The following is a 19099-nucleotide window of genomic DNA, read 5'->3' on the forward strand; positions in this document are numbered from 1 at the left end:
ACGGTAGAATTTTCCGCAGACAAAAACTCCAACAGATAATCCTTTTATTGCCATGAAAAAAAAATCTAAAACCAACGTCAACCGGCGTCATTTCCTTAAATCCTCCGGCAAGGTGGCCGCCGCAAGTGCGGTGCTGAGCCAGTTACCCATCGAACGCGTGGCGCACGCTGCCGTCAGCGACACGATAAGCGTAGCACTCGTGGGCTGTGGGGGGCGCGGCAGTGGTGCCGTGAGCCAAATCAGGAACACCAAAGGGAACACCAAACTCGTCGCCGTGGCCGATGTAAATGCGGGGAAAGCCAAAGATCGTGTTGCCGGTTATAGGAAGCAGTTTAATGATTGGGTAGACGTTCCCGAGGACAGGATCTTTGGCGGGCTCGATGGCTACAAGTCGGCGATCGATTCGGGTGCAGATCTGGTCGTCATCGCAACGCCGCCGGCCTTTAAGCCGCAGCAGTTTGAGTACGCGGTGAAAGCAGGTAAACACATCTTTTGTGAGAAACCGGTTGCTTCCGACGCTCCGGGAGTCCGGCGTGTGCTGGCAGCCACTCAGGAGGCAAAGAAAAAGAATCTCATGGTCGGGATTGGGCTGCAACGGCGCCACGAGGAGCGGTATATTAACAACATCAAACGCCTTCACGACGGTGCGATTGGTGAGATCAACCTAATGCGAGTCTATTGGAACGGTCGCGGAATTTGGTACCGTGACCGCACGCCCGAGCAAACCGAAATGACCTTTCAGTGCAACAACTGGTATCATTTCATCTGGGCCAGCGGCGATCAGATTTGCGAGCAGCACATTCACAATCTCGACGTGGGTAACTGGGTCATGCAGGGCTATCCGGTTATGGCAAACGGAATGGGCGGCGGCGAGATGCGCCAAGTGGGGAAAACATACGGCGACCGCACGAAGACGCAGATTTTCGATCATACCTTCGTTGAGTACACCTATGCCAACGGTCACAAGATGTACAGTCAGGGTCGCCATCTCGGCGGCAACGCAACCTTCGGTCAAGTCGCCGAGTACGCCCACGGCAGCAAGGGTACATGCAAACTGGCTTCTTCCATCAACCCGTTCGATGGCGACCCAATCCCAATCCAAGGCAAAGGCGGCGGTCACCAGCAGGAGCAAACTGACCTTATTGAATCTCTAGCGAATGGGGAAATCTACAACGAAGGGGAGTACGGCGCTAAGGCAACCTTCACGGCCATCCTTGGTCGCGAGGCTTGTTATTCGGGCCGCCAGCTCAAGTGGGACGATCTGTTGAACAAGGGACATGACTACTGCCCCGGTATCGACAAATGGACTGTGGACTCCGATCCGCCGGCGATGAAGGGTGAAGATGGCAAGTACCCTGTTCCTCAGCCCGGGATTTGGAATCCATTCGCCTAAAGCCATCAACTTCACGCGTTGAACGCCGCCCTTCACGGGGCGGCGTTTTTTTGGTCAGCCCATTTATCGAGTTGCCTAATCCATTCGACACCCGCATTCTTCGGTCGTGCGGGAGTTAATTTGTTTGCTCGGATTTTTGCCGTTCGGAGGCTGGTGTAGTTTGCCGGATGATGCCACGTGGCAACGCTTCGAGTTTGTGGATCCTGAGATGGGGGTGGACTTTCATCTTAGGTTTTACGCCAAAGATCGCCCCACCGCCGAACGAATCGCGCGCAAAACCTACGCCCGTGTGGAAGCGCTCAATGCCATTTTTTCTGACTATGATCCCGCTAGCGAACTAAACCGCCTTTGCCAAAAAACCCACGGTCAACCCGTCAAAGTCAGCCCCGAACTATTCGGCATCCTCCAACACGCCCAAACCCTCGCCCGCGAAACCGATGGCGCATTCGACATCACCGCCGGCCCAATGATCCGCCTTTGGCGTACCGCCCGCCGCCAACAAAAACTCCCCAACCCAAAAGCCCTCGCCGCCGTGAAAAGCCGCGTTGGCTATAAACAAATAAAACTCAATCCCCGAACTCGCACCGTCACCTTACTCGTCGCTAATATGCAACTTGACCTCGGTGGCATCGCGAAAGGCTACGCTGTCGACGAAGCGATGAAAATGCTCAAAGCCAATTGCATTCGCCGCGCCTTTGTCGCCGCCAGTGGAGATATGCTCACCAGCGCACCGCCCATCGGGCGCAAAGGCTGGCGCGTCGACATCCGTAACGTCGATCAATTCGGGAATATCTACCCCCGGACGGTTTTTCTGAAAAACCAAGCCCTCTCCACCAGCGGCGACACCGAGCAATACATCGAAATCAACGGCCGCCGCTATTCCCACATCGTCGACCCCCGCACCGGCTACGGCCTCAATCATCGAATGCAAGTGACTGTAATCTCCAACACCTCCACCACCGCCGACAGTCACGCCACGGCCATCAGCGTCATGGGCCTCAAAGCAGGCTTAAACTTCGCCAACCCCAAAAAACTTCAGGCAATTTTCCTGGATTTGAAAAACGAAAAACCACGCATTACCGAATCAACTCATTGGCGATGGTAGAGACGCGCTATGCGTGAACCTGCCAAGTGTCAATCTCTTCCACCGACGCTGTGCCGGTGGTGCCCAGTTTGTGAATGACGATCGAGGCGGCGCGATTGGCCAACTCCAGCGCTTCGGGCAATTCCGCATTGGAAGCGAGTGCGGCGGCGAGGTTGGCCGTCACAGCGTCGCCTGCGCCGACGATGTCAATTTCGCCACGTAGCGTTAGGGCAGGGGAATGAATGACCTCGCCATCCGGTGCCACGCCAAAAATTCCTTTTTCGGCCACGCTCACGAAGACTGGCTGACCGGTTTTTTGGGCCAACTCGGCAGCGGCGGTTTGGGGTTCACCTTCAGTGAACCGCGCTAATTCGGTGGCGTTGATTTTGTAAATAATGTGCGGCCAATTTTTTAGCCCCCGACGGCTGTCGCCGATGACGAGTGTTTGTGTTTTGATTTCATCAAGGACCGTCAAAAAGCTTTGCGTCACCACGCCGGTTTCCGGCTCATCCACTTGATCGAGCACGATCATCGCATCCACTCTTTCCGCGAGCGCGCGAGCGGCGTTGGCGAGTTTTTGCTGCAACGCGTCAGGCGTGGGATGCCAATTTTTGCTGTCGAGGCGATTGAGTTCGCGCGGCGGTCGGCCGGGCTCCATCATCAGCGGTTTGCAATAGGTGAAAGTGCGCTGCGCTTTGCTTTCAAAAAAATAATTCAGATTCACGCCGGGCAATGGCTCAAGCGCGCGCTGGAGTTCGAAGCCTTCGCCATCGCATCCGCAAAAGCCTACCGGCCAAAGCTCACCCACCCCGAGGGCGGAGAGATTGGCCAACACCGTTCCGGCCGCGCCGGGTTGGGCGCGTACATGGGTAACGTTGTGCACGGGGAGACCGGTTTCGATGGAGGTTTCGTTTATTGAAGAATCGATTTCCAGATAACGGTCGCAACTGTAATCGCCCACCACCGCGATGCGCAGCGATGGGAATTGGTTGGTGATTTTTTGGAAGCGCTCGGCGGTCACGATTCCAGTTCGCGCAGAAGGTGGTGGGTGAAATTGACGTTATCGCATTGCGCATAGTGCATCGCGCCGCCCATTCGGGCGTAGCTTTTGCAGAAGCGGAGGTAATAGGCGGGGTTGTCTTTGGGCGGCTCGCCGGTGGTCCAATCCCAGTCTCCGCCGTCTTGGATATCTACGACATAAAGCGAATGGTCCTTCACAATGGGACGATCTTCCTGCAGGCGCAGGTTATTGACGCAGGAAATGCTCTTTTCAAAAACCTGTGGCCCCATAATAGCGCTGCCCACCGAAAGCACCACGCCGCTGTCGAGCTCTTCGACTGAGCCGCCGAAGGTTGCGAAGTCTAATCCTGCCGCGCGGCCGAGTGCGGCACCGTTGAACATTGGGTGATTGGAAATGATGTCGTAGCCAATTCCCGGATGCACCGTGAGCGGCACGCCGTGCTTGAACGCATTGCCGAGCACGGAGGATGATTTCCACTTGTGGGGAATTGTGTGGCCGCCTTCGGCGAGGTTGTGCTGGCGCATCGCGTGCAACAGCTCGGTGTGGGCTGGGCTGAATTGGTTTTCCAATTCGGCCAAGGTGGGGAGTGTTACGCCATCCTCGGCGATCATGCGGCCGACGCTTTGGCCAAAGCCTTCGTTCTTGAGCGCGCCCGCAAGGACGGCGAGGTGAATGCAGCGGCCAGTTTCTTCCCACGCACCAAAGGTGCCGGTGGCGACGTTAGCGCGTACGCTTTCGGTGGATTGGCCGTGATGCGCCCATTCCCAATCGTGAATGACGCCTGCGCCGTTGGTGGCGAGATGGGTGATCCAACCGTCCGACATCAGTTTTTCCATCAGCAGATGCGCACCGTTTTTTATCAAGTGCGCACCGTAAATATACATCACGCTCGCGCCTTTTTCCCGGGCGCTGCGGATGTCATTTGCGCATCGCACAATATGTCCGCGATTGGCGGGTGATAGCTCGGCGGGTGGGTTCGTTGGATCGATGAGGATTTCTTCGATGCCAGCCATACTGTCGCGCTCGGCAAGGGGGTAGACTTTGAGTTGTGAAAGATCGATGGGTTTCATTCGCCTAAAATTGTTTGAAGTAGAGTTCCGGGATTTCGATAGTCGGCAATAATTGCATCGGCGCCGGATTCGATGAGGACGGTACGTTTGTGTTCGTCCACTCGGCCGGAACCGTTTTCATGTTCGTCACTGCACACGGCGATGGCGAGTCCGCCCAGATTACGGGTGGCTTCAATTTCCGCTGCACCGTCACCGAACATGACGAAGTTGTCGCCAGTGAATGATTCTTCTGCCATCAATTTTTCGAGCACCTTTTGTTTGGTGAAATGATCTGCATCGGTGTGGCCATAGACGTGGCCCTTGCAAAACGGGGTGAGGCCGAGCATTTCAGCTTCGGTGTTGATTTGGTCGTGCGGATTGCCGCTGAGAATGATGATGGCCAATCCGCGTGCGGCAAGTAGCTCCAACAGGGCGCGTCCGCCGTGGATGATGTAATCGTCACGTGTTGCCGTACCGTCACGCAGTTTTGCGTAGCGTGCGTGGGCATTGGCATGGAGCGGTTCCAAAAAAGATTCAAGCAGTTCATCGGCCTGAGCTTGACCTCCGCGTTGTTGGATTTGCGCGGCCATTTCGGTGGTGAACAACGGGGTGGGGCGGCCGTTGAAGCGGATCATCTCATGAAATAAATGCGTGCGAATATCATCAATCGTTTCGCCTTCGCGCAACGGGAAACGCGGGGTCAGCACGGTTTGCGCCACCTCGGTCCAGCCGTGGCGGAGCCAGGAGAGCGTGCCATCGAAATCGAACACCACGTGCGTAGCGCGAGGGCGGGGTGTGAAGCTGGGGAGCAGTTCGAGGGGGGATGGGTCCGTAGTGGTCGGCACGCGGACAGTGAAATCGGATTTTAGCAAAAAAGCAATCTTGTGAGAAACAGACTTGATTCGAGGGCGCGGCTGTTCCCCAATAGGCGGCCTATGAATCGACGCCAATTTATTGCCACCAGTGTTAGCGCGGCCGCCTCGCCCGCCTTTGCCAAAACGCCCAAGCCGTTGCGTTTGGGGCTGGATAATTTCGCCGTGCGCGCGATGGGTTGGAAGGCGGATGAACTGATCGATTACGCAGCCACGCTGAAATGCGATTCGCTTTTCATCACCGACTTGTTTGCGTTCGAGAGCTTTACACCGCGATATTTGCGGGAAGTAAAACGTCACGCGGATGAGAAAGGCATCCGGCTCTACGTCGGCTCGTGGAGTTTGTGCCCCACTTCCGTGACGTTCAAAAAAGATTGGGGCACGGCGACGGAACACTTGGCGCTGGGTGTGCGTGTTTGCAAAGCGTTGGGATCGCCGGTGTTCCGTGTGGTTTTGGGTTCGCGCAAGGATCGTCTCACCGAGGGCGGCATCGAGGCGCGCATTGATGACATGGTCAAATTTCTCAAAGCCAACCGGTCGCGCGCCACGGACGCGGGCATCAAAATCGCGGTGGAAAATCACGCGGGCGATATGCACTCGTTGGAACTGGTGCGATTGGTCGAGGCCGCGGGGAAGGATTGGGTGGGCGTGAATCTTGATTCCGGCAACGCGGTGTGGACGCTGGAGGATCCAATGGAGAATTTGAACAATCTTGCGCCATACACATTAACCAGCAGCTTGCGCGACACAATGGCGTGGCCGAGTGTGAACGGGTTCACGGCTGCGTGGCGTGCGATGGGCGAGGGTTTGGTGGATTGGAAAAAATATTTTTCGCATTTTGGTAAAGTGTGTCCGGACGCGCCGGTTTGTATCGAGACGATTTCCGGTTTCAATCACGAGCTGAAAGTGAAGACGGATGATTTTTGGAAGGCGTGGCCAAAAGGCAAGCCGAAGGGGTACGCGCAATTTGAGGCATTTGCAAAACGTGGCAAAGCGTTGGCGGCTTTCAAACCGGCGGCGGGCATGGATCGCAAAAAAGCGCAGCAGGTTTTTCAAAAAGGCGACATCGAACGCAGCATTCGGTTTTGCCGAAAGCTGGGGTTGGGTCGGATCTAAATGAGCGTGACGGTCAAAGTTTGCGGCATCACCAGCGAGGCCGACGCCCTTGCAGCAGCGGACGCGGGCGCGGATGCGATTGGGTTGATGTTTTATGAGGACAGTCCGCGCTATGTTTCCATTGAACAAGCGAAGGCGATTTCCGCTGCGTTGCCGCCGCATATTGTGCGCGTGGGGGTTTTTGTGAATGCAGCGGAGGCCGTGGTGTCACGCGCTATCGCGGAGTGCACGCTGAGTATTGCGCAGTTTCACGGGGACGAAACGCCGGAGGATTGCGGGCGGTTTGCGATTATGACGTTGAAGGCGTTTCGGATGAAGGGGCCGGAGACGTTGGAGGAAATGGAGCGTTATCCGACGGATGGTTTCTTGCTCGATGCGTTTGTGAAAGATGAACTCGGCGGTACCGGGGCGCAGTTTAATTGGAATCTTGCGGTTCGTGCCCGGGAATTTGGCCGCCCCATTTTTTTGGCGGGGGGATTGACAGCGGAAAACGTCGGGCAAGCGGTGCAACAAGTGCAACCGTTTGCGGTGGATGTGTCGAGTGGTGTGGAACTTGAGCCGGGAAAAAAGTGTGCGGACAAAATGCGCGCGTTTGTGTCCGCAGCAAAGGGTGCTTTGAATTAGTCGCAGTTGGGGTTCTGGAAAACCACCAGCGCGCGGAAGCATGCGCTGGAGCCTTTGCCTTCCTGCACCACCGAAGCGCTGATGGCGTGCATTTTATTTTCGCGCGCGTAACGATTCGCCGCCGTGGCGAGATCTTCAATGGAGTAAGCCACGAATCCGGCGCATTCGGTTTGGTGCGCGCCGCTGGTGAGTGCGGCCATGAGACCTGGGGCGGTTTCATCGACGGAGGTCAGCACGGGTTCTTCGGCGGGTGGTGGGGGCGGAATTTCTTCGTCGGATCGGGTTGCGATTTTGGTGGGGCGATCTTTGGGTTTGGAAAGTTTGGAGGGATTGGAAGGCAGGGGTTTCGGCGCTGTTTCGCCAAAGGCACCACTCCGCGCGGCGACCTTTTCCTGAAAACTCATCTTCGATTTTTCCTTGGGCGCTTGCTTGATTTTTACTTGTAGTTCGCTGTCACCAGCTTTCACCACATCTGCGCGGGTGATTTTAACCGGATCGGTTACCCTTTCGTCGTTGACGGTGGTGCCGCGACTGCTGCCGAGATCAACAATCCACGCCTCATTTTTGGCGTTGCTCATATTGTACTCGAGTTTGATGAGAAAATGTTTACGCGACACACTTTTGTCCGGTGAAAGATCCACATCCACCTCGGCCGCCGGCGTGCTACGGCCCACGGTGAGTTCGGGCTTGGAATTTTCAAGCGTCCGAACCTCCCCATCATAAGTTATTTCGATTTCAAATGACATGGCAACAATCGGTGGCATCCATTTCAGCCGCGGACGTAAGTCCTTTTGTTTGCGCTCCAGTTATGTTAACTTGGAAAGAGCGTTGGCCCGCGCGGTGGTATTATTAAAACACAGGGCCAGAATGAGTCAAGGTCATGGCTGAACCGGATCCATATGCGACAATGCAGGGCGATGCGCCCCCCGGCGCGCCTGGCCCTAAAAAGGCTACCGTGCGGATTGGCATGCCTCCCAAGCCGGATTCCAAGCAGACAATCAAAATTAGTATGCCCGGCCGCGGCGGAGGCGCCGCACCACCCGGAGGAGCACCACCAACAGCCCGTGCCCCAGCGCCGGTTGCAGCCCCAGCACCGGTTGCAGCTCCAGCACCGGTTGCAGCTCCAGCACCGATTGCAGCCCCAGCACCGATTGCAGCCCCAGCGCCGGTTGCAGCCCCAGCGCCGGTTGCAGCCCCAGCACCGATTGCAGCCCCAGCGCCGGTTGCAGCCCCAGCGCCGGTTGCAGCCCCAGCGCCGGTTGCAGCTCCCCCTGCCGTTGCACCGGGAGCAGATCCGTATGCAACCATGCAAGCGGGCCCTGCACCTGCACCTGCGCCTGCACCTGCACCTGCGCCTGCACCTGCGCCTGCGCCTGCGCCTGCACCTGCGCCTGCGCCTGCGCCTGCGCCTGCACCTGCACCTGCACCTGCAGTGGGCGGAGATCCTTATGCTACGGTTGCGCCAGAAAGTGTCCCGGTGGCGGGGCCTGTGCCGGCGGGTGAAATGGCTGGAACTGTTCCGGGTGCTCAGCCGGGGGGGGGGGCACAAGGAGGGATGGTTTCTGGCGCACCCATTGCTCCCGCTGGCGGCGAGGTGGATAAGGTGAGCATTATTTTGGCGGTGGTTAGTTTTTTAGTTATTGTGGGCATGGTGGTGGTGCTGGCGATGATGAAGGTGGAGTAGTGCGGTCTACGCCGCTGATGGGGCTGATGGGGGATGAGTAGGAATTGAATAGGTGGTTTTTGGGGGGAGTCAAAAAATTGTGTCTTTTTTAGTTTCAAAAGATGGTCAGCAATTGGGTCCGTGGACGGCGGAACAGATGAATGCGCAATTGGCTGGCGGTATGCTTGAGCCTTCGGATCTCGGCTGGGCGGAGGGGTTTGCGGAATGGATTCCACTGAATCAAATCGACGGGCTCGTAATGCCGGGCACTCAAGTAGCGCCCGCCACGGCTACGGTTTCGATGGCGGCTGCGCCCGATGCGGTGCCGGGCTTGGCTATTACAGGTGAGGAGGCGACGCCGAAGCCGCGAGGGCGGCGGATGTGGGTGGTGGCTGTGGTGCTGCTGGCGGTGGGCGGGTTGGGGGCGTATCAATTTGTTTTCGGACAGGGTGATCTTGCGAGTTTGTGCAGCGTGTTGGTGGAAATTGTGGTGCCGGAAAAAGTTGCGGTTGCGCCGCCTAAAGTGGTGCCGCCGCATGTTCAAAAATATCAAAATGCCGCCCAAGCCGCTGCCAGTGGTGTCGCGCCTATCGATGAGGTGAATGAGCAGTTGGATTTGCGCGGTGAATTTCATTTTACGCGGAATGTGAGTGGGCTCACCATTGAAGCGGGCGATTGGATGAATCAGTTTTCCAGAGACACCACCACCACACCGGCGGCCAAAGGGATCGTGTCGCTCGCGCGGGATGCGTTGCAAAAGGGCGGGGTGAGTAAACTCGACGCGCTTGGAATGAGCAGTGTGTTTGTCAAAGCCGGGCAGTTTCGCCACGTGGCAATGGTGCATCATCCAAAGGGTTCCACTAATCGCCTGTGGAGTGTCCTCAATAACCAGGGCGCGGCGCTCGATGGACTGTGCCTGATGTCGGCGGATACCGTGCTGGCCGTCCACGGGCGCGTGAATGTTTCTGAAATGAGCCAGTGGTTCAGCGAGCTGGGAGTGGCTGAGCCGTTGACCGATGCTTGGCAGTCATTGAAAATAGAAGTGCCGATGGATGTGCTGCTGAAATCGTGGACGGGCGAGGCGGGTTTATTTCTATCGGTTAATAACACCAAGTTTCGCGCCAGCGACGGGAAAACTGAATTAGGGAAGCCGGGGCTGTTGTTGGTATTGGGTGTGAAAGATGGTGCCTTGGGAAAAGTGCTCGGAGAACAACTCAAGGATTTGCAGGAACCGGCTCGCACGGCGAAAATAAAAAATGTGGATGTGCCGCTGCGGGTTTATGAAAAGCTGGAGCTGCCGGAGGAAATTGAAAAGCTGGACCTGGTGCCGTCGATTTGTCAGTCAGGAAATTATTTGGTGCTGGCGTTGTCATTTAGCGAGACGGCTGCTTCGAGTGCTTTGGTTCGAAACGCCACAGGGAAGATGGGCGGCACGACTCATTGGGCGGGATTGCTGGGACAAAATCCAACTCGCCTAACGGTGCCCCTATCGAATTTCGTTTTTTATCTTTCACCCACATATCGCACGGAATTGGCCAAGTGGCAGAAACTCGCGTTGTGGCAGGATGTGCCGCCCTCCCTACAATCGGCGTTGGCGGCGCTGGCGGGGAGCCAAGGATCTGGCGGGTTACTGGCTACTGTGGATGTGCGTGGAAATGGCGTGCTTTTCAAAGGGAATGTAAACGGGCAAACCGCTTCGCAATCGTTTGCCCGCGTAAAAACTGTCACGCGGATTTTTGTGGCAGAATTGGTTCCGCAGTTAGCCAAGCTCGCACACGGGCAGTGGTCAAAATTGGATATGCCCACAAAGCCTAAGCCGACGCCTGCGCCCGAACCCCCAGAATCTTCCGGCGAGTGATGGAGATTCGGATCAATCGTGATGGAGCAGAGTTTGGGCCATATTCGCTTGAACAGGTGAATCAGTTGATGACGGAAGGCTCGCTCTTGCCTACCGATTTAGCGTGGTACGATCCGATGGAAACGTGGGCGGAACTTTCGCAAGTCGCCGCCAACCTCAATCAAGCGGCTACCCCCGCACCTCAACTGACTGAGACTGCAGCGGGCGAGTATCGTGGCGGCGGGCGTTACCGCATTCTCAAGCAACTCGGCCGAGGCGGGATGGGTGTAGTGTATTTGGCTTTGGACGAACAACTCAATGAGGAGGTCGCCCTCAAGAGTTTTCCGCCGGAAATGGCGGTGGACGAAAGCGCGCTGGATGATATGAAGCGCGAGGTGCAAAAGAGCCGCAAGCTCAGCCATCCGAACATCATCCGGATGCACGACTTTGTGAATCCGCCCGGCGAGGATCCATTTGTGACGATGGAGTTTGTGGAAGGGCAGGAGCTTGCCGAGATGCGGCGCGACCAAGCCAACGGCGTCTTCGCGTGGGAAGATATCAAGCAATACATCATCCAACTTTGCGATGCCCTGACCACTGCCCATAACGAAAACACCGTCCACCGCGATCTCAAGCCCACGCAAATGATGATCAACAATGAAGGTCGCCTCAAGCTTTGCGACTTTGGCATCGCGGCGTCTATGGCGGATTCGATTAGCTTTTCATCAATGAAACACGCCGTGAGTGGCACGCTGCTTTTTATGAGCCCGCAGCAAATGAACGGCGAAGTGCCGCGGGCTACCGATGACATTTATGCGCTCGGTGCCACGCTTTACGATTTGATGACGGGCAAGCCGCCGTTTTATACCGGCAACGTCAATGCGCAAGTGATGAATCGCCCTCCCATTTCGATGATGGAACGGCTGGCGGAATTCGGCATCGAAAATGACATCCCTGATTACGTTGACCAACTCGTGCTCGCTTGCCTTAGCAAAGAGTCCGCCCATCGCCCGGCCAGCGCGGAGGAAATAAAAAACTGGATTCTCAGCGAAGGTGGCGCGGCCACGCTCAAGACGATTCGCTTGGCGTTCCAGCCTCCGGGGTTTTCTAAGGAATTGGTCTTCGATTTAAACCGCAAAAAATTCCAGGGCGTCTGCTCCGTGCTAAGTGTGTTGGTGTTGGGCGTGCTGGGCTGGATGGTTTTCAAGCCGCCACCGGTTTATGATTTGCCGCAACTACGTCAAAAGCTTCAGAACGGGCAGATCGTTTACCTCAGCCTCGACAGCGCGCCGAACACTCAGCTTGCTGCGATACGCGGGCAGTTGCAGTTTGAGGAACGCCAAAGTGATCGCGGGTTGAATCTTACCTCCACCAATTACGTGGACATCCTCAACTATCGCGGAAAAAATTTGGAATCTATTCAAGGTGCAAACTTCACCTTGAGCGCGCATTTTATGCCGTACTCCGTGCCGGGCGAAAAAACAAAACACGAACAACAATACGCCATCCTGATGAAACCCGGCCATCACCTTGGGTTGAGCTATGGTTATGACCGGCGCTTCGTGATGAGCCATCAATACGTTGCCAGCGGCAAAACCAATCTTGTAGCAGCGATCTCATCGGGCAAATTTGACGAAAACGAATGGCATCACGTAGTTGGCACCGTGAATCGTTCCGAGGGCACGGTGAAGTTATTTGTGGATGGACAGGAATCGGGAAGCGCAAAATTCCCCGCCAACTCACGCGGTTATGTTTCCAGCAAACCATGGCGCATCGGCGTGGCCAGTCCCTTGGGGAAAACCCATCAATGGCATGCGGACGGTGCGGTTGATCAGGTGCGGATTTACAATCGTTCGCTTGAGGGAGATGAGGTCAAGGAGCTTTATGTGGTGGAACAGCCCGCACCTTTCGAAAAGGAAATGCTTGTTTACTATCCTTTCAACGCGGGTGATATTAAAAATGTAAAAGAGAGCCTGCCCTCTAAAGGGTCGGCCGGAGGCTTTAGTCTTGCGGAGCCCACAAATAATCCTCTACTTAAACCTGAACCCACCGAAGATCGTTTTGGCGAACCCAACGCCGCGTATTTATTTGATGGTATGACCAACAGCCTCGCCTCCGGCCGCGGTGGCAGCCGGAGTTATCTCCTCGCCAGCCCGAACGAATCGCGTGCCTTAAGCGTGTGGTTCAAGCCGGAAGAAATCACAAACAGCCGCCAATCCGTCGCTGCCATCGGCTCCGCCGATGCCAATGCCGGCTGGGAAATTTTGGTCGATTCGGAGGAAGGTCTCGTGGGTAATTGGGGGGGAGGGACGAATTATCTCAGCGGCGGCAGCATTCGCGCCGGCCAATGGCATCATGCAGTCTTCAGCTACGATGATACGATGAAACTCATCTCACTTTATCTCGATGGTGATTTGCTGGGCACGTTCACCAATCAACTCGCCACCACGAGCGCCACTCTCCGTCTCGGCGGCCCGCCCCTCACGCCCAAATCTAAAAAACCAAAGAACCGCAACAAGAAAAATGAAGGCGAACCGGGAGTGAAGAAAGTTGAATACAGCTATTTTCACGGCTCCATCGATGACGTCCGGTTTTATTTGCGCGATTTGCCGCCCGAAGATGTCAGCGCTTTATACGATGGCGAAAAACCCGTCAGTTGGTTTTGGCTTTACGCGCTCGGCACTGTGGTGCTGCTCGCGGGCGTGGGTGCATTTCTCTTTTGGAAAGGTGTCCGCATCCCCGCCAAACTGATGGACCCCCTCCTGCAACGACTCCCCGACAAACTCTCCGCCCCATTAGTCAACCTCCGCGCAGCGGCCTGATTTCTGCACGGGCCACCTTCGCACATCCCTCCCGAATTGATTCGCGCTTCATTTCGTGTTAACCAAACCCAATGGTTGACACCGAAACAGTTCCTGACACCGCCGGCCGCTTTGGCTCGTACGGTGGACGCTATGTCCCTGAGACCCTCGTGCATCCACTGCGCGAATTAGAGGAGGAATATTTCCGCGCCCAACAAGACCCCGATTTCCAACACGAACTGGATTATTATTTGCGTGAATTTTGCGGACGCCCCACGCCCCTCTATCACGCCCAACGCCTCACCGAAGAATTGGGCGGCGCAAAAATTTATCTCAAACGCGAAGACCTCCTTCATACCGGTGCCCACAAAATCAACAACGCCATGGGCCAAATCCTGCTCGCCAAACGCATGGGCAAAACCCGCATCATCGCCGAAACCGGTGCGGGCCAACACGGCGTAGCCACCGCCACTGTGGCAGCGATGTTTGGCCTCGAATGCGTGGTTTATATGGGCGCGCACGATTGCGACCGGCAACATCTTAATGTCGTTCGCATGCAAATGCTCGGCACGGAAGTCGTCGCCGTGGAGGCCGGCCAACGCACGCTCAAGGAAGCCATCAACGAGGCGATGCGCGATTGGGTCACCAACGTTCGCCACACGCATTATATTTTGGGCACGGCTTACGGCGCACATCCGTATCCAGTGATGGTGCGGAATTTCCAACGCGTCATTGGCGACGAAGCGCGCCGCCAAATTTTGGAACAAGAGGAACGCCTTCCGGATTTGCTGGTCGCCTGCGTTGGTGGTGGTTCCAATGCGATCGGGTTGTTTTATCCCTTCATCGAAGACGAAGATGTCGCGATGGTCGGTGTGGAGGCCGGGGGCGAGGGCATTGAGCCGGAAAAACACGCCGCGCGTTTTCAAGGCGGCTCCGTTGGCGTATTGCAAGGCACGCGATCGTTTTTGCTGCAGGACGAAGACGGCCAAATCCAACTCACCCAAAGCGTTTCCGCTGGACTTGACTACGCTGCAGTTGGCCCTGAGCACGCTTGGCTGCGCGACCAATCCCGCGCCGAGTACACCTACGCCACCGACGAAAAAGCACTCGAAGCCTTTTTTAAACTCTCCAAATTCGAAGGCATCATCCCCGCGCTCGAATCATCCCACGCCATCGCGGAAGTGATCGCCCGTGCCCCGAAAATGGCATCCGACGAAATCATTATCTGCAACCTCTCCGGCCGCGGCGACAAGGATGTGGCGCAAGTAGCCGCGCGAGCAAACCTCTAACGTGGCTAAAGATTCCCAATCTCAATGGGACTTCGGCGAGTTATTTGCTGAAAAGGAAACACGCGATGTCTTCACGGTTTCCGAGTTGACCACGCGCGTAAAGCGCGCTTTGGAAAATCAAATCGGCCAAGTGTGGGTCGAGGGCGAAATCTCCAATCTCCGCGCGCAGGCTTCGGGGCATATGTATTTTTCCATCAAGGACGTCCGCACGCAGTTAACGTGCGTGCTCTTTCGCGGCACGCGCGTGGACCAGCGGGAGTTGATGGAGGATGGCCAAAAGGTGGTGCTGCAGGGCGACCTCACGGTGTACGAGCAGCGCGGCCAATATCAACTCATCGTGCGCGCGGTGGAAATGCAGGGTGTGGGCGCGTTACAGGCGAAGTTTGAAAAGCTCAAGGCCAAATTGCAGAGCGAGGGGCTCTTTGATGCGGAAAGCAAACAGGAACTCCCGAGCTTCCCGCAACGCATTGGCATTGTCAGCTCACTGAGCGCGGCCGCTTTGCGCGATGTGTTGCACGTGGTTCGCCGCCGCCAGCCTTCATTGCAAATTGTGCTCGCCGCGAGCCGCGTCCAAGGGAAGGGCGCAGAGAATGAAATTGCTGAAGCAATCGGCCAACTCAATCGTTGGGCGGAAACTGAACCGCTCGACCTCATTCTCATCACGCGCGGGGGCGGAAGCCTCGAAGATTTATGGGCATTCAACGAGGAATCCTTAGCGCGCGCGATTCACGCCTCCATCGTTCCGGTGGTCTCGGCGGTGGGTCACGAGATCGATTTCACCATCAGCGATTTTGTGGCTGACGCGCGCGCTGCCACACCCAGTGCCGCAGCTGAAATCATCACCACTGCCGCCGTGGCCTTGCAGGATTCATTGGCCACCACTGGCAATCGCCTTACGTGGCTCGTGCGTCGTCGCCGTGATTCTTTCAAGGAACACATCGCCGTCATCGCCCATCGTCTCGGTCGCTGTCATCCACGCCGTCGTTTGCAGGAACGCATGCAGCGCGTGGACGAACTTCACACCGATCTCCAACGCGCGGCGCAAAGTCGACGGCAAATTTGTTCCACCCATTGGCGCAGCTTGGCCGAGCGATTGTTGCGCGTACACCCCAAATGGGTTGTTCGGCATCGCCGCCAACAAGCGGCACAACTGGCGGCGCGTTTGCGCGAGCGAAAGGGGCATCATCTCGATCGCGCAGCCCAACGCCTTACGCGTTTGGTGGACCGCTTGCGACTGTTGGGGCCGGCCAATGTCCTTGCGCGTGGCTATTCCATCACGCTCGATGTCCACACCCAAAAGGTGATTCGTTCGGTAAAACAAGCCCCGGCCGGCACGTGCGTACGGACGCAATTGCGCGATGGCAGCATCGAAAGCACGGTGGGATAGCTCGCCCCGCTTCACACTCGACTTTTCAGCCTGCGCTCGCGTAAGCTTTGGCGATGCCAAGCAAGGGCAAAAAACAGGCGGAAGTTTCCTTTGAAGACGCCGTGGAGAAGTTGGAATCCATAGTGGAAGAAATGGAATCCGATGAGTTGCCACTGGATAAATTGCTGGTGCGATACGAGGAGGGTACGAAGCTGGTAAAAGCGTGCGAGGAGCAACTCCAATCCGCCGAGACACGAATCACGCAACTGGAAAAAACCTTGGAGGACGAATTAGTCGCGCGTCCCGTGACGCTGCGCAATGATGAGGATTAATTGATGAGTGGTTTTTTGGATATGATTAGTGAGCCGGCGCACGTCAAGAAATTGACGGAAGACCAGCTTGAACAACTTGCCACCGAATTGCGTGAGGAACTCATCACCAAGCTGGCAAAAACTGGCGGCCACCTCGGCCCCAACCTCGGTGTGGTGGAGCTGACCATCGCCATGCACAAAGTGTTCAGCACGCCGCACGATAAATTTGTGTGGGACGTCAGCCATCAAAGTTACGTCCACAAGCTGCTCACCGGCCGCCGCGAAGGTTTTGCCAAGATTCGCCAGACCGGCGGACTCAATGGGTTTGCGCTGCGATCGGAAAGCGAGCACGATAGCTTTGGCGCGGGCCATGCGGGCACCGCGCTTTCCGCCGCACTCGGAATGTGCGCGGCACGCGACCAAAAGAAAACTGATGAGGATGTCGTCTGCGTCTTCGGCGATGCCGCACTCACCAACGGTATTTCGTACGAGGCACTCAACAATATTGCCCAGACCACCGAGAAATTTATTGGCATCCTCAATGACAACGAGTGGAGCATCGATAAAAATGTCGGCGCGATTTCGAAGTACCTCAACAAAATCATCACCAACCCCGGTTACAATCGCCTGCACGATGATCTGTCGCGGTTGGTGAAGAAACTGCCGAAAGGAGATTTTGCGGTGCGGCTTGGTAATCGTGCCGAAGGCGCGCTCAAAGCGGAAGTTTCCGAAAGCTCGCTCAAACATCAACCGCCTGCGTCACAGGATGGACGCGGTGGCACGGCGAGCAGCGTTATTTTTGAAGAGCTGGGCATTCGCTACATCGGCCCGCTGGACGGCCATAATTTGCCGTTGATGATCAAATCACTCGAGTATGCCAAAAGCTGCGATCATCCCGTGGTGCTGCACGTGCTCACCAAAAAAGGCAAAGGCTACAACGCGGCACTCAAGCAACCGGAAAAATTTCATGGCCTCGGCCCGTATGACGCTAAGACCGGCCACACGCCTTCGGCCAAAAGCGGCTCGGCACCCAATTGGCAGGATGTATTTGGTCAACAAATGCTGAGAATTTGCGAGCGCGATAGTCGTGTCGTTGGCGTAGGGGCGGCAATGCCCAGTGGCACCGGCTTGAAATATTTGCGCGACGAAATGCCCGGGCGTTATTTCGACGTGGGCATCGCCGAGGAACACGCCGTCATTTTTGCCGCCGGAATGGCCACGATGGAATGTCATCCCGTGGTGGCGATTTATTCCACCTTCCTCCAACGCGCCTACGACTGCATCATCCACGATGTCGCGCTGCAGGATTTGCCCGTCACTTTTTGTATGGATCGGGCCGGGCTCTCCGCTAACGATGGTCCAACTCATCACGGGTTGTTTGATATTTCCTATCTCCGTTGCGTGCCCAACATTGTGGCGATGGCTCCCCGCAATGAAGATGAACTGGCTGATATGATGTTCACCGCCACGCGGCACAAACATCCGACCTTTATCCGTTACCCACGCGGAGCTGCTGAAGGCACTGAAATAAAAGACGAACCCGAGATGCTCGAAATTGGTAAAGCCGAAGTCGTGCAAAATTTCAAAGACAGCGGCAAACGCAAGATCGCTTTCTTCGGCCTCGGCCCGATGTTCACCATCGCGCAAAAAGCCGCGGAAGAATTGGGCGAAGATTTTGACTGCGCCCTCATCAACCCGCGTTTCACTAAACCCATCGACGAGGCCACCACCGAGTATTTCGCTAAGACCGCCGACCAAATTGTCACCCTTGAAGACCACGTGCTCCCCGGCGGTTACGGCAGCGTGGTTAGCGAATTACTCGTTGAAAAAGGCATCAGCACCCCGCTGCTACGCATCGGCTGGCCCGATCAATTCATCGAACACGCCTCGTCCGTCAACGAACTCCGCGAAAAATACGGTCTTACCTCCAAAGCAATTATCGCCCAAATAAAAGCCACCCCCGCAGCCAAAGCCAACAGCAAAGTGACTGCCGCGGCCTGATCAATTGACACGCAAAATTTTCACCGCTTGTTTCCGGCCTGCGAGGTCAATTTTCAATTCCGCCCCTTGTGTGGTCCCCAGCAGTTGTGACCCCAAAGGTGATTGTGGGGTGATGACCAGCACCTCGTTTTTTTCGATTTCAATTTCCGTGCCACCGGCGGATGGGCCGATGAAATAATATGCGCGTTCAGCGGCCTGAGCAATTTCGACCAACGCGCCAATATCAATGCAATCGTCAGTGCTGAATTTCTTGTCCATTAATCCTTCAAACGCCGCGATGGATTCCTCTAAATCAACGACTTTATTGGCTTGGCCGGCCGCGAGATAAGAAGCCTCAAGTCCGCGCGTGTCGTATTTATTCTCAGCCCGATTTTCTTCCGCTGTCGCCTCTGTATGCGATGCTTTTGCAACACGCGTGTACGTTTCCGATTCGGCTTGGAGCTTATTGATGATTTTTTGAATGACTTGGAGCTTAGTCACGGCGGGGGGGGGGGGGGGGGGGTCCCTCCCTTTACCCCTAATTTAAGTTTGCCCCCGCCCCCGCGCCGGGGGGCGCGGGGGGGGGGGGGGGGGGGGACTTGGGGGGGGGGCCGGGGGGGTATTTGGGGTTGGGGTGGGGCCATTTTTTGGTTGGGGGTTTGGGTGGGGGTTTGGGGGTAGGGGGTTTGGGGG

At 56.3% G+C, this 19099-nt stretch carries 16 protein-coding genes; 10 read left to right on the forward strand and 6 right to left on the reverse strand.

The window, feature by feature from the left end; genetic code table 11:
• Nucleotides 1-52 precede the first annotated feature (52 nt).
• Together H8E27_02600 and H8E27_02605 are read left to right on the forward strand one after the other, a co-directional pair.
• Entirely contained in the window at nt 53-1393 is a 1341-nt protein-coding gene (locus H8E27_02600) for a Gfo/Idh/MocA family oxidoreductase (protein MBC8324503.1), read from the forward strand.
• A 106-nt stretch (nt 1394-1499) separates the two neighbouring features.
• Entirely contained in the window at nt 1500-2498 is a 999-nt protein-coding gene (locus H8E27_02605; protein MBC8324504.1) for an FAD:protein FMN transferase, read from the forward strand.
• A 7-nt stretch (nt 2499-2505) separates the two neighbouring features.
• On the opposite strand, the gene H8E27_02610 is transcribed toward H8E27_02605, so the two are convergent.
• Genes H8E27_02610 through H8E27_02620 form a run of 3 tightly spaced genes read right to left on the reverse strand, consistent with a single transcriptional unit; the run spans nt 2506 to nt 5392 of the window.
• Nucleotides 2506-3498 carry a carbohydrate kinase gene (locus H8E27_02610; protein MBC8324505.1) on the reverse strand — a complete coding sequence of 331 codons (993 nt, stop codon included), beginning with the start codon at nt 3496-3498 and terminating at the stop codon, nt 2506-2508.
• Entirely contained in the window at nt 3495-4568 is a 1074-nt protein-coding gene (locus tag H8E27_02615) for a hypothetical protein (protein MBC8324506.1), read from the reverse strand. Before H8E27_02615 ends, H8E27_02610 begins: the two co-directional genes overlap by 4 nt.
• Nucleotides 4565-5392: a haloacid dehalogenase-like hydrolase gene (locus H8E27_02620; GenBank protein ID MBC8324507.1), complete on the reverse strand. Its 828-nt coding sequence runs from the start codon at nt 5390-5392 to the stop codon at nt 4565-4567. Before H8E27_02620 ends, H8E27_02615 begins: the two co-directional genes overlap by 4 nt.
• Nucleotides 5393-5482: 90 nt before the next feature.
• On the opposite strand from H8E27_02620, the gene H8E27_02625 reads away from it, so the two are divergent.
• Nucleotides 5483-6535, forward strand: coding sequence for a sugar phosphate isomerase/epimerase (locus H8E27_02625; protein MBC8324508.1), 1053 nt, complete (start codon nt 5483-5485; stop codon nt 6533-6535).
• Nucleotides 6536-7159, forward strand: a complete 624-nt coding sequence (locus tag H8E27_02630; GenBank protein MBC8324509.1) for a phosphoribosylanthranilate isomerase — start codon at nt 6536-6538, stop codon at nt 7157-7159.
• Here the strand turns inward: H8E27_02630 and H8E27_02635 are convergent.
• Both H8E27_02635 and H8E27_02640 read right to left on the reverse strand, forming a co-directional pair.
• Entirely contained in the window at nt 7156-7905 is a 750-nt protein-coding gene (locus tag H8E27_02635; GenBank protein ID MBC8324510.1) for an FHA domain-containing protein, read from the reverse strand. The genes H8E27_02630 and H8E27_02635 overlap by 4 nt on opposite strands.
• Before the next feature lie 258 nt (nt 7906-8163).
• Complete coding sequence (locus H8E27_02640) at nt 8164-8586, reverse strand: hypothetical protein (protein MBC8324511.1); 423 nt, start codon at nt 8584-8586, stop codon at nt 8164-8166.
• Nucleotides 8587-8922: 336 nt separating this feature from the next.
• Here H8E27_02640 and H8E27_02645 point away from each other — a divergent pair, with 336 nt between their 5' ends.
• The 6 genes from H8E27_02645 (at nt 8923) to H8E27_02670 (ending at nt 18427) form a co-directional block, all read left to right on the forward strand.
• Nucleotides 8923-10680, forward strand: coding sequence for a DUF4339 domain-containing protein (locus H8E27_02645; protein ID MBC8324512.1), 1758 nt, complete (start codon nt 8923-8925; stop codon nt 10678-10680).
• The gene (locus tag H8E27_02650) at nt 10680-13481 is read left to right on the forward strand and encodes a protein kinase (protein ID MBC8324513.1); all 2802 of its coding nucleotides are present in this window, start codon (nt 10680-10682) and stop codon (nt 13479-13481) included. Before H8E27_02645 ends, H8E27_02650 begins: the two co-directional genes overlap by 1 nt.
• A 71-nt stretch (nt 13482-13552) precedes the next feature.
• Nucleotides 13553-14749, forward strand: a complete 1197-nt coding sequence (gene trpB / locus H8E27_02655) for a tryptophan synthase subunit beta (protein MBC8324514.1) — start codon at nt 13553-13555, stop codon at nt 14747-14749.
• Nucleotide 14750: 1 nt separating this feature from the next.
• Nucleotides 14751-16136: an exodeoxyribonuclease VII large subunit gene (gene xseA / locus H8E27_02660; protein MBC8324515.1), complete on the forward strand. Its 1386-nt coding sequence runs from the start codon at nt 14751-14753 to the stop codon at nt 16134-16136.
• 53 nt (nt 16137-16189) lie between these two features.
• Nucleotides 16190-16447 carry an exodeoxyribonuclease VII small subunit gene (gene xseB, locus H8E27_02665; protein ID MBC8324516.1) on the forward strand — a complete coding sequence of 86 codons (258 nt, stop codon included), beginning with the start codon at nt 16190-16192 and terminating at the stop codon, nt 16445-16447.
• 3 nt (nt 16448-16450) lie between these two features.
• Entirely contained in the window at nt 16451-18427 is a 1977-nt protein-coding gene (locus tag H8E27_02670; GenBank protein ID MBC8324517.1) for a 1-deoxy-D-xylulose-5-phosphate synthase, read from the forward strand.
• Here H8E27_02670 and H8E27_02675 read toward each other — a convergent pair whose 3' ends face one another.
• Complete coding sequence (locus tag H8E27_02675; protein MBC8324518.1) at nt 18428-18907, reverse strand: GreA/GreB family elongation factor; 480 nt, start codon at nt 18905-18907, stop codon at nt 18428-18430.
• Nucleotides 18908-19099 lie beyond the last annotated feature (192 nt).

Source organism: Limisphaerales bacterium, assembly GCA_014382585.1.
Classification (GTDB): domain Bacteria; phylum Verrucomicrobiota; class Verrucomicrobiia; order Limisphaerales; family UBA1100; genus JACNJL01.

Coding starts and splice junctions, on each gene's coding strand:
- H8E27_02600 (MBC8324503.1), top strand. CDS start 53: ATGAAAAAAAAATCTAAAACCAACGTCAACCGGCGTCATTTCCTTAAA.
- H8E27_02615 (MBC8324506.1), bottom strand. CDS start 4,568: ATGAAACCCATCGATCTTTCACAACTCAAAGTCTACCCCCTTGCCGAG.
- H8E27_02625 (MBC8324508.1), top strand. CDS start 5,483: ATGAATCGACGCCAATTTATTGCCACCAGTGTTAGCGCGGCCGCCTCG.
- H8E27_02630 (MBC8324509.1), top strand. CDS start 6,536: ATGAGCGTGACGGTCAAAGTTTGCGGCATCACCAGCGAGGCCGACGCC.
- H8E27_02635 (MBC8324510.1), bottom strand. CDS start 7,905: ATGTCATTTGAAATCGAAATAACTTATGATGGGGAGGTTCGGACGCTT.
- H8E27_02650 (MBC8324513.1), top strand. CDS start 10,680: ATGGAGATTCGGATCAATCGTGATGGAGCAGAGTTTGGGCCATATTCG.
- trpB (MBC8324514.1), top strand. CDS start 13,553: ATGGTTGACACCGAAACAGTTCCTGACACCGCCGGCCGCTTTGGCTCG.
- xseB (MBC8324516.1), top strand. CDS start 16,190: ATGCCAAGCAAGGGCAAAAAACAGGCGGAAGTTTCCTTTGAAGACGCC.
- H8E27_02670 (MBC8324517.1), top strand. CDS start 16,451: ATGAGTGGTTTTTTGGATATGATTAGTGAGCCGGCGCACGTCAAGAAA.